At 33.1% G+C, this 10,269-nt stretch carries 13 protein-coding genes; 5 read left to right on the top strand and 8 right to left on the bottom strand.

The window, feature by feature from the left end:
• The first annotated feature begins 497 nt into the window (after window positions 1-497).
• The 5 genes from ACKI4K_RS03990 to ACKI4K_RS03970 are packed head-to-tail and all read left to right on the top strand — an operon-like array spanning window position 498 to window position 4,277.
• On the top strand, window positions 498-1,724 hold the full coding sequence (locus ACKI4K_RS03990) for an HD domain-containing protein (protein WP_407422515.1): 1,227 nt from the start codon (window positions 498-500) through the stop codon (window positions 1,722-1,724).
• Window positions 1,725-1,732: 8 nt separating this feature from the next.
• A complete protein-coding gene (locus ACKI4K_RS03985) occupies window positions 1,733-2,281 on the top strand; it encodes a UbiX family flavin prenyltransferase (protein WP_407422513.1) in 549 nt (182 codons plus the stop codon).
• Entirely contained in the window at window positions 2,282-2,845 is a 564-nt protein-coding gene (gene cbiT / locus ACKI4K_RS03980) for a precorrin-6Y C5,15-methyltransferase (decarboxylating) subunit CbiT (RefSeq protein WP_407422511.1), read from the top strand.
• Window positions 2,846-2,869: 24 nt separating this feature from the next.
• Window positions 2,870-3,628: a hypothetical protein gene (locus tag ACKI4K_RS03975; protein ID WP_407422509.1), complete on the top strand. Its 759-nt coding sequence runs from the start codon at window positions 2,870-2,872 to the stop codon at window positions 3,626-3,628.
• 19 nt (window positions 3,629-3,647) lie between these two features.
• Window positions 3,648-4,277, top strand: a complete 630-nt coding sequence (locus tag ACKI4K_RS03970; RefSeq protein ID WP_407422507.1) for a molybdenum cofactor guanylyltransferase — start codon at window positions 3,648-3,650, stop codon at window positions 4,275-4,277.
• On the opposite strand, the gene rrp42 is transcribed toward ACKI4K_RS03970, so the two are convergent.
• The 8 genes from rrp42 to ACKI4K_RS03930 all read right to left on the bottom strand — a co-directional run bounded on the left by rrp42 (window position 4,274) and on the right by ACKI4K_RS03930 (window position 10,266).
• Window positions 4,274-5,059 carry an exosome complex protein Rrp42 gene (gene rrp42, locus ACKI4K_RS03965; RefSeq protein ID WP_407422505.1) on the bottom strand — a complete coding sequence of 262 codons (786 nt, stop codon included), beginning with the start codon at window positions 5,057-5,059 and terminating at the stop codon, window positions 4,274-4,276. The genes ACKI4K_RS03970 and rrp42 overlap by 4 nt on opposite strands.
• A 12-nt stretch (window positions 5,060-5,071) precedes the next feature.
• Entirely contained in the window at window positions 5,072-5,767 is a 696-nt protein-coding gene (gene rrp41 / locus ACKI4K_RS03960) for an exosome complex exonuclease Rrp41 (RefSeq protein WP_407422519.1), read from the bottom strand.
• Between the two features lie 31 nt (window positions 5,768-5,798).
• Window positions 5,799-6,722 carry an exosome complex RNA-binding protein Rrp4 gene (rrp4, locus tag ACKI4K_RS03955; protein WP_407422503.1) on the bottom strand — a complete coding sequence of 308 codons (924 nt, stop codon included), beginning with the start codon at window positions 6,720-6,722 and terminating at the stop codon, window positions 5,799-5,801.
• A gap of 24 nt (window positions 6,723-6,746) precedes the next feature.
• Window positions 6,747-7,448 (bottom strand): ribosome assembly factor SBDS, encoded by a 702-nt coding sequence (locus ACKI4K_RS03950; RefSeq protein ID WP_407422501.1) that lies wholly within the window; start codon window positions 7,446-7,448, stop codon window positions 6,747-6,749.
• Window positions 7,449-7,479: 31 nt separating this feature from the next.
• A complete protein-coding gene (gene psmA, locus ACKI4K_RS03945) occupies window positions 7,480-8,274 on the bottom strand; it encodes an archaeal proteasome endopeptidase complex subunit alpha (RefSeq protein ID WP_407422499.1) in 795 nt (264 codons plus the stop codon).
• A 219-nt stretch (window positions 8,275-8,493) separates the two neighbouring features.
• Window positions 8,494-8,850: an Rpp14/Pop5 family protein gene (locus tag ACKI4K_RS03940; protein WP_407422497.1), complete on the bottom strand. Its 357-nt coding sequence runs from the start codon at window positions 8,848-8,850 to the stop codon at window positions 8,494-8,496.
• Window positions 8,840-9,550, bottom strand: a complete 711-nt coding sequence (rnp3, locus tag ACKI4K_RS03935) for a ribonuclease P protein component 3 (protein WP_407422495.1) — start codon at window positions 9,548-9,550, stop codon at window positions 8,840-8,842. Before rnp3 ends, ACKI4K_RS03940 begins: the two co-directional genes overlap by 11 nt.
• Before the next feature lie 59 nt (window positions 9,551-9,609).
• A complete protein-coding gene (locus ACKI4K_RS03930; protein WP_407422517.1) occupies window positions 9,610-10,266 on the bottom strand; it encodes a zinc-ribbon domain-containing protein in 657 nt (218 codons plus the stop codon).
• Between the last annotated feature and the right edge of the window lie 3 nt (window positions 10,267-10,269).

Genomic DNA, 10,269 nt, shown 5'->3' with positions numbered 1-10,269 from the left:
GTAAAAAATAATTTTTAATGAACAAAGTTACTATAAAATTAAAAAAATATGTAAACTATTCAAAAAAAATATTTCCTCGAAATAAAAAAATAATTAAAAATATAATATGAAGGATTTTAATAAATATTAAATATTACATTAAAATATAAATATAATTATAAATTAACAAATTTAAAGCGAATAAATTGAATAAAGGAAAAGAGTGTTATTATGAAAGACTCAATAAAAGCTAATTTAATAATATTTTTCATAATTGCTATTATTGCTTTTTGTATTAGTACTTCTTTCGCTAACCTAACAGTCAAGGAAGATACCGACTCGTACAAATTGATTCCAATTGAAAATAATTCATTTGAGCCAAATCAGATTGAAGAAGTGCCATATGTTGAACCCAAACCAGTCAATGTTACTAATACAACCACCAATATAACTAATAACACTGTAACTATTAATAATACAACTTCTTATAATGTAGTAAACTATTCGGAGACGGTTAGATGACTGAAAAGAAAAAATTTATTCGAGATAGCGTATATGGAGATATCAGCTTAAATGAATTTGAAGAGCAAGTAATGGATATGCCTCAATTTCAGCGCTTAAGGAGAATAAAACAGCTAGGATTAATAAGTCTAATTTATCCCGGAGCAAACCATACCAGATTTGAACATTCCGTGGGAACCATGTATTTAGGTTCGAAACTAGCAACGGAACTCGGATTGAATAATGATGAAATTGAACTGATTAGAGTATCAGCACTCCTGCATGATGTTGGCCATGGCCCATTTTCTAATGTCTCAGAAGGTGTTTTGTCAGTGCCCCATGAGGAATTGACAAAATATGTGGTTACAAAAACATCCATGAGAGATTTGCTTGAAGAGAAATTTGATGTTAATGAAATAGTCGACATTGTTAACGGAAAAGGACATCTTGGACCAATCGTATCTGGAGAACTTGATGTTGACCGCATGGATTACCTTTTAAGAGATTCGCATAATACCGGTGTCGCTTACGGAGTAATTGATTATGAAAGAATAATCTCCAACTTAAAACTGGAAAATGGTTTGATATTGAATATTAAAGGAGTTCAGGCTGCAGAAGGAGCATTAGTATCAAGATATTTCATGTATCCTAGCGTATACCAGCACCACACCACACGCATTGTAAATTCAATGTTTAGGAGAAGCCTTAAAAAAGTAATCGATGAAGGCATGATCGATGAGAAAAATATCTACAAATACGATGATATGGATATCGTTTCAATATTCAGAAACTGTGATATCAGATATGCAAATGAAATAATGTCCAGATTAGATAATAGAAACCTTTTAAAAAGAGTAAAAACTATTAGACTCGATAACTTTAAAGTTCCTGAAAAGATGTACAAGATAGAGGGAAAGGAGCTGAGAAAGGCAGAAGAGGAAATATCCCAGGACTATGACATTGATAAAGATTACGTATTCATCAATATTGCAGAATATCCTCGTTTTGATGAAATGAAGACTCAGGTTGATTTGGAAGGAAAATTGTATCCTTTAACCGAGATATCCAATATCATATCTGCATTAAGTAAAGCAAGATTCAATATACCTGACATCAGCGTTTATGTTCCTGAAGAAGAAAAACCGAAATTCGATAAATTCAAATTAGAACAATATTTAGATTTGCCGGAAATAGATAAAGAAAAATTCCATGGAATTCATTATGACCAAATTAAACTATTTTAGGAGATAATATGATAGTGATAGCAATTACCGGTGCAAGTGGAGTAATATACGGAATAAGATTGCTCGAAGTTTTAAAAGAGTTGGAAATTGAAAATAGTTTGGTCATTAGTGATGCCGCAAAAACAGTGATAGAATCTGAAACTGATTATTCTGTGGATGAAATAATAAAACTGGCTGATAAATATTACGGCTTTAATGATTTGACTGCTTCCATCAATAGCGGATCATTTAAAGCGGATGGCCTGGCCATCGTACCATGCTCAATGAAAACATTGTCATCAATAGCCAATGGATATGGGGACAATACAATTACAAGAGTTGCTGACGTGAGCTTAAAAGAAAAAAGACCTACCGTAATTGTTCCACGTGAAACTCCACTTAGAAGCGTTCATTTACAAAACATGCTAACATTATCACAGGAAGGAGCCATCATTTTACCTGCAATGCCGGGATTTTATTCAGCACATGATACAGTTGATGATCAGATCAATTTTATTGTCGGGAAAATATTGGACTCTTTGAAAATTGAAAATGACTTGTTTAAAAGGTGGGAATAAATGTTAGAAGATAAGGATTTTATTAAATCATGTGATGTCCCAGGACCAACAAAAGAAGCCATAAGAGCCATAATACTCTATAAGTCAGAGGTTTCAGCTCAGGATAAAGTCGTCGATTGCGGATGCGGAACCGGAGGAATCACCTGTGAATTCTCACAAAGGGCAAGTGAAGTAATCTCAATTGACACAAATCCAGAAGCTATTGAAATCACTCAAGAAAACCTTAACAAGTTCGGACTTGGAGACAATGTCACTCTAATAAATGATAATGGGGCAAACGCTCTAAAAGATATTGACAATATTGATATTGCCATTGTTGGGGGCAGCGGCAGGGAACTTGAAAATATCTTGGACATCATTCATTCAAAACTAAATTCAAACGGCAGAATTATTATAACTGCCATTTTGGTTGATACCAAAATAGAAGCTGTAAACAAGCTCAAAGAACTTAATTATAACCCTAAAATCATGGAAGTCAACATTTCCAATGGAAGAGTCCTTGACCGTGGGGTTATGATGATAAGTGAAAACCCGATAGCTATAATAACAGCCAAAAAAAGATAACGAAAATTTATTGGAGATTTAAAAATGGATTCACATAAGAAATGGAAAATCAAATTTTCCATATTGATGGTAGTTCTAATCATAATCATATATGGATCAAATTACCTCGTATTGGGAGATGCTGAACATATTATCTCATATGTCTGGACACATCTAGGATTTATTCCGGTTGATATCTTAGTTGTTGCATTCATTCTTGATGAGATTATTGAAAGAAAAGAAAAAGAGGCAATGCTAGAAAAGTTAGATATGCTTATGAGCACATTCTTTTCCGAAATTGGAAATGAATTGATCAGTCAACTTAGCAGTGCAAATAAATACAAAGCCAATACTGAAAATTTAAAATCCATCAAAGATTGGGATGATAAAGACTATGAAAACAAATTAAAAGAACTTAAAGATGCAACAATTGATTTTCAAGCGGATATTGCTCCCGAAAATAGAGAAGAATTTTTAAATAATTTAAATGATTTATTGGCAGACAAAAGGGAATTTATCATAAATTTAATAAATAACCCAAATCTACTTGAAAAGGAAGAATTCACCGGATTAATCAATGCAATTCTTCACTTAGATGAAGAGTTAGAGCATAGAAAGGATTTAAGTTTGGTAACCGATGCCGACTTTGCGCATTTAAATGGGGACATGCACAGAGTATACAATAAACTAATACACGAATGGGTTTATTATTTAAGATACCTGAATAAACATTACCCATATATGATTGCATTGGTCATACGTACCAACCCATTTGATGAAGATGCGGATGTCTATGTAAAATAGGTGATGTGGGAGATTTAATATGAGTAATGAAATTAAAAACCGTGAAAATATTAAATCTTGCATTATTTTATGTGGAGGGCAAAGTAGAAGAATGGGTCAGGATAAGGGATCAATGATTATTAAAGACAAACCTATGATTAAACATATCCTTTCTACTTTAAACCATGAAATAAATGAAGCTATAATTGTTTTAAATGATACGGAAAGGATTGGGAAATATAAGGAATTCATTAATCAGGATGACTACTCCTACCCAATCACATTTGTTGAAGATGAAATAAAAAACAAGGGCCCCCTTCCGGGAATATCAACAGGACTCAAAAATATTAATAGCCAATATGCATTGATATTGCCCTGCGACAGCCCCTATGTTACAAAAAATTATATTAATACTATTTTTAATGAGATAAATAAAGATTATCAGGCCATTGTCCCATACCATGACAGTGATGATAAACTGAAAACTTCAGAACCGTTACATTCAATTTACAATAAAAACATCATCCCGGAAATCGGATATTTAATTTCCCAAGATTCACTTCACATAAAAGGATTAATAAAAAAAATAGAAACAAAATTTGTTTTGATTGACAATAAAAAAATATTAAAAAAAGAATTTAGAAATCTAAATCGTCCAACAGACATTTAGAGATGTTCTATTAATTCTTTTGTTTTTGAAACCGCTACATTAACAGCGCTGAGAAGTTCTTCTTTTGTTAATGGTTGAGAACCGCCTTTTTGCATTGAACAGATTCTACCATCTTTAGTAACACCAACATTTAAACGGGCACTAGCCACCCTCTCTTCATCCAATGTTGGGTCTAAAACCATTTTATCACCAATTTTAACAAAAGTACATAAAGCCAATTCATTATTAATCGGTAAATCAAAGGTTTCCTCTTCACTAATAACTACTTCTTCATCAACTATGGTTGCAACAGGCAATTTAGTGGATTTGAGTGCAGCCATAACCGCCAATTCACAAGCATCGAAAAGGTTTCCGCAGTTATCAATAATGTGTAAGTCAATGAATAACATCCAAACGTGTTTTCCTTCTTCCACACATAATTTATCCAATTCAACCAATTCACTTTCACGGATACCCCTGTCAACTACACGTGCAAGTTCGATTGAATCATCGCTAGGTGGTCCTGGTTCAAAATTAGGATCCGCCATTGGCAACATTTCACAATTGGTCATTAAAACCCCTAAATCTGGAGTATCTGGAAATGGGCTTCCAAGTTGTGGTTTAATACCGACAATAACCTGGGTTCCACCAATTTTTACACGAGCAGAACCTTCAGCTTTAGATATGACATCAGTTTCAATTGAAATATCCCTATATTCATTTAATCCCCTGCCATCCTCTCTTTTATCATTTCTGACAAGGTTTGTAATACTTTGTCTTGTAATTTCTGGTACTATATCCATTTTATCCACCCACTATTCTGTAGAATATTTTTTCATTAAAGCTTCTTTTTGAAGCTTGCTTACTTCAAGACATCCTTCCATAGCCAAATCAATTGCTTTTGCAAACTCTTCTTCAGTTAAATTACCATCACTTTGCAACAATGTAATTTCTCCAGTTCTTGGCATGATGGCTATTGGAACATCAGCTTGACCTTCCTTATCTTCATGTTCGGATAAGTCAAGTACAATTTCATCATTAACTTTACCAGCAGCACAACCTACAACAATATCCTTCATAGGCACTCCTGCATCAACCAAAGCAACGGAAGCCGCAGTAATTCCTGCACAACGGGTTCCTCCTTCAGCTTCAATTACTTCTATATAAATATCAATCATTGAACGAGGATAATTTTCTAACATTAATGCTGGTCTTAATGCATCAGCAGTAATTTTAGAAATCTCTGATGACCTTCTGTCAGGCCCAGGCCTTTTCCTATCATCCACTGAAAATGGAGCCATATTATATCTGCATCTGATTACACCGGTATTAGGTTCAAGTAATCTCCTAATATAAGATTCTCTAGGTCCATAAACAGCAACTAAAATTTTATTTCCTCCAACTTCCAAATAAGCAGAACCATCTGCACGTTCAAGAACTCCTGCTTCAATTTTAATAGGACGTAATTCATCAAACTTCCTACCATCCTCTCTTATCATTTCTGACATTATATCAACCTCTTAATATCTGAAGAATTAATAATCATTGTTTATTATTTAAAATAAAAGAATTATTTGAACTTTCACCATAAGACAAGGTGTTGTCTTTTTTATTTTTTCTTTTTAATTCTTCAATAACCTCAGCTATGTCGGGTTTTTCTTCTTTTTCTTCCTCAGCTTCTCTTTCTTCTTCAGCTTCTCTTTCTTCTTGCTCTAACTCTTCTTTAAAATTTTGAAGTTTAGGTTTTTCTAAAACAAATTCTTCTTCCTCTTCAGGAACTTCTTCAGGTGGTATCTCACCATCAATAGCCAAATATAATTTGTTTTTGATTTTATTTGTTAAACCTGAAGTATGGGCTTCAGCCTCAATTAAATGTATGACATCTTTGGTAAGTTGTTCCATGTCCTCGTCACCTTTTACCCAAACAAGACCATTTTGACCAACGACAATCTTACAATTGGTTTTATCCTTAATCATGTTGATCATAGAACCTTTTTTACCAATTAATCTAGGTACTTTGGTAGGAGCTATATCTACGATAATTCCTCCTTTAAATTTGCCCATTCCTCTTCCTTTTAAGCCGAGTTTTGCCTTTTTGATTTCATCAACATCGACAACTCTTAAAAAAAGCACATCCCCAACATCATATACTTTGTTGAGTTCTTTTTTCTCACGACCGAACACTTCAAAAGCCGGTAAAATTCCGGAATAAGGTGAATTAATGTCTACATCCCACATTGAGAATCTGACATCATTAATTTTACCTATTACGACATCTCCTTTTTTAGGAACATATTTACTTTTAAGAGGAATGACTCTAATTTTTTTATTCCTCAAAGAAACAAGTCCCATTAAAGAAGAACAAACTTTACCATTCTCTTTAAAGTTACTTCTTCCTGAATAGTATTCATCGTCAGCTAATACCTGACCAGGAATAACTAAATCTTTATTTTCCACATATATCATAATAATCCCATAAGTCTAAGTTAATTATTTAATAGTTTTAGTTTCTGCTTCTCCACCTGAAATCTCTGCCATTTTTGCAGCAAAAGAATTTTGAAGACCACCAGGCATTTCAATAATACCAATCCATGAGCCATCCTGTTGCCATTCTTCATTAATAATTTCACCGAATCCGCGAATCACAGAATAAGCACTTCCAGCAACAGAACCCGGAAGCCTAACAGCAACTTTAGCTTTTTCAAATCTAATAGGAATAAGTGGTTTGATAGCTTTTAGTGCAGATTGTACTTGTTGATCAACTGAAGTAAACGGATCAAATTTAACTTTTGCTTCATCACATGCATTTTCAATTCTTTGAACCGGATGAGGCAAACCATTTTGAGGATTAACTGCCTCTTTAGCTATTTTATTAATAACTAATTTTCGTTTATCCTCTTGCATTTTTCTTTTTTGATCTGCAGTTAATTGAACAGTACCCTTTTCAAGTATAACTTTAGAAACTTCAATAGGATCTGTAGTTTCAAAAATTTTATTCATAGCTTCATCAGAAGCTTTGTCTCCTTTTTTGGAGTCTTTAAAAATTTCTTCAACAGCTAAAAGATCTTCAATGGCAACATCTTGACCATCAGGATTTCTATATTCAGCTGCTAAATCAGGGTCAACCAATATTTCAAAATGTTCACCACAGTATTCGTATTTAGCAATTATAGCTTCATCAACATTTACCATTGAAACATCCCCTAACTAACAGTTGTTAAATTCATTCTTCATCTTCTTTCAGATCTTCTTCAGATTCTTCTACTTCATCTTCGATTTCTTCTTCCTCTTCCTCGACTGCTAAAATTTCATCGATGTACTTTTGTACTTCTTCACGAGAAAGCTTTTCATACTTACCGTCGTCTTTTTTGATGACAGCAATTTCAACATTATTAGAAGTAGTATCATGATCAGTAGCTTCGTTAATAGCAGTGATGGCCAAATTAATGGCACCGTCCAATGTGATATCATCTTCGTATTTTTCTTCAAATATGTCCATTGCTGCAGATCTTCCTGAACCGATAGCAGTTGCCTTGTATTCAATTAAGGCTCCACTAGGGTCAGTTTCAAATAATCTGCATTTGTCTTCATATACTCCACCAATGATTAAAGCAGAACCAAATGGTCTTACACCGCCATTTTGAGTATACAACTGTAACATATCACATAATTTTTTAGCCAAACTTGCTACCCTAATAGGTTCACTATATGTGATTTTGTTGATTTGAGCTTCAACTCTTGCTCTTTCAACTAAAGCTCTTGCATCTGCTACAAGGCCTGAAGTAGCTGCTCCAATATGCTCATCTATTTTAAATATTTTCTCAATAGATGATGCTTCAACCAAACTAGAAGTGGTCCTTTTATCCACAGCTAAAACAATTCCTTCAGAACTTTTAACACCGATTGATGTAGTTCCTCTTTTTACAGCTTCTCTTGCATATTCTACTTGGAAAAGCCTTCCATCTGGACTAAATACAGTAATAGCCCTATCATATCCAGCATTTTGTAAAGGTTGCATATTAATACCTCATATTTTATATAAATATTTTAATAAATATCAACTTTAAATTCAACAACATAAAAAATAAAACCAATCTCCATGAATGGCAATTTTTACTTTTAATCACTACTAAGTAGTTTATTAAAATACTTTTTTACACAGGTTTCCATAAATTCAATTGATATATATAATATATATTATTAATAAAGTTTTCTATTTTAAAATAACAAAAAGTAATTAAATATATTTATGTGATGCCTTGATTGTACCTGACAACCCTATGGTCGTGATTGAAATCCTATCCCATTTATACATATTCACTAAAGCTAGCGAAGACCTAACCTCTTCAACATATCCCCTCTGACATCTAATAATCGCCTTATATCCATAATAACTCTCATCATTTTCAAATTCGTAAAAACGCATGACCCATAAATTGAAATTAGAGGTATTGAGTTCCCCCTGAAATCTAACGCAGGCATCCCAAACAATTGAAACCAAATCATCCTTAACAATTGGAGATCCAGTTTTTATTTCAACAGTCAGATACCTATTATTCTTTCTTAATGTGGGTGGAAGAACCTTAAGACCCATCGTTAATCCTCCTAACACCAGTTAAAATCATGTCATCACGATTTCTATTAAAATCCAAAATATTTAAAGAATTATCAAAAGACTTTATAATCTCTTCTTCAGACAAACCGGTTTGCCTAAAAAATGCCATAAAATCGTGGGTGGTTTTAATATCATAAACGGACTCTGCCCTTGAAGATAAAATCAATGGAAAATCATATTTTCTATATAACGTATAAACATCTTTAAAATTAGAAATGACCTTGGACCTGTGGGACAAATAACTTCTCAAAACATCTTTAAAACATAATTCAATAGCCACATTATTTTTTACTGCTTCTTTTGCAAGAACATGGTTTATACCACTGTCATAACGTTTTAAATACGGCCTTGACAAAATATCAATTTTAACATTCTCCAATGCTGCCCTGTTTACTTTCAAATCTCCACCAACAACAGAGATGCATGAAGACCTATTTCGGAATTTATTCACAATCTTTCTGATTTCATTTACGTTATTTGATTTAATTTCCAAGGTATAATCAACATTTATACTTTCATCTAACTCACTGTTTAATTCATTTTTAAATTTTAAAGCATTTGAATAATTATCCTGATTATAAGAAAAATTAATATGATTCCAGCCATATTTTGAAGCTTCACTAGCCAATTTTAAATTGTTTTCATAGCTATTTCCCTTAATGTTTAAATCAAAAAACATGTTAGATACTTTATTATTTAAAATATTAATAATTTATTGAAAAAAAGAAAAGATATCAATTATTGATATCTGAAAAATTCAACTTCCCAGCTTACGGTTTCATAATAATCTATGGTAAATGTCTCATCGCTGGAGGAAGTATACTCAAATGAATCTGATCTGGTTTCCACATCACTATGTGAACCCCAATCAACACCTCCGCTGGCACCATTAGAGCCGGTTACATACAAATGATTTGTAGCATAGTTTTTAATAGGATACGCAGAAAGTTTTACCATGATTTTTCCTGAAGGAACATTGATAGTTTGCGAACCCGAACCGGAACCGGAATAACTGCCTATGGACTGCCAGGATTTAGATTCGACAACTTGAGTTGAAGGTGTCTGTTTAGTCGAAGAGACTTGCTGAGTTTTCACATCATCACCGCCGGCAGATTCACTATCATCAGCCAATTGAGCAGAAGTGTTTTTCGAATCATTATTATTTTCAACATGATTAAAATTCATGTTATATGCTAAAAATGCTAAAGACCCCGCAAGAATAAGAATCATTATTATTAGAGCTATGATAATATACTTTGAACTATTCGATTCTTTAGCAGGTATCTGCGGCTGGGTTTTCTGGACTAACGGCACGCCACATTTAGTACAATATTTCGCTTTATCATTGTTCTCAAAACCACAGTTATTACATTTCATTATATATACTTTTGACACACC

This window comes from Methanobrevibacter sp., from assembly GCF_045644645.1.
GTDB lineage: Archaea > Methanobacteriota > Methanobacteria > Methanobacteriales > Methanobacteriaceae > Methanocatella.
The sequence above is the reverse complement of the archived record's forward strand: the minus strand, read 5'-3'. Positions and strand labels throughout refer to the sequence as shown.

Coding starts and splice junctions, on each gene's coding strand:
- psmA (WP_407422499.1), bottom strand. CDS start 8,274: ATGCAACCTTTACAAAATGCTGGATATGATAGGGCTATTACTGTATTT.
- ACKI4K_RS03940 (WP_407422497.1), bottom strand. CDS start 8,850: ATGGGTCTTAAGGTTCTTCCACCCACATTAAGAAAGAATAATAGGTAT.
- ACKI4K_RS03975 (WP_407422509.1), top strand. CDS start 2,870: ATGGATTCACATAAGAAATGGAAAATCAAATTTTCCATATTGATGGTA.
- cbiT (WP_407422511.1), top strand. CDS start 2,282: ATGTTAGAAGATAAGGATTTTATTAAATCATGTGATGTCCCAGGACCA.
- ACKI4K_RS03985 (WP_407422513.1), top strand. CDS start 1,733: ATGATAGTGATAGCAATTACCGGTGCAAGTGGAGTAATATACGGAATA.
- ACKI4K_RS03970 (WP_407422507.1), top strand. CDS start 3,648: ATGAGTAATGAAATTAAAAACCGTGAAAATATTAAATCTTGCATTATT.
- rrp4 (WP_407422503.1), bottom strand. CDS start 6,722: ATGATATATGTGGAAAATAAAGATTTAGTTATTCCTGGTCAGGTATTA.
- rrp42 (WP_407422505.1), bottom strand. CDS start 5,059: ATGGATATAGTACCAGAAATTACAAGACAAAGTATTACAAACCTTGTC.
- ACKI4K_RS03990 (WP_407422515.1), top strand. CDS start 498: ATGACTGAAAAGAAAAAATTTATTCGAGATAGCGTATATGGAGATATC.
- ACKI4K_RS03950 (WP_407422501.1), bottom strand. CDS start 7,448: ATGGTAAATGTTGATGAAGCTATAATTGCTAAATACGAATACTGTGGT.
- rnp3 (WP_407422495.1), bottom strand. CDS start 9,550: ATGTTTTTTGATTTAAACATTAAGGGAAATAGCTATGAAAACAATTTA.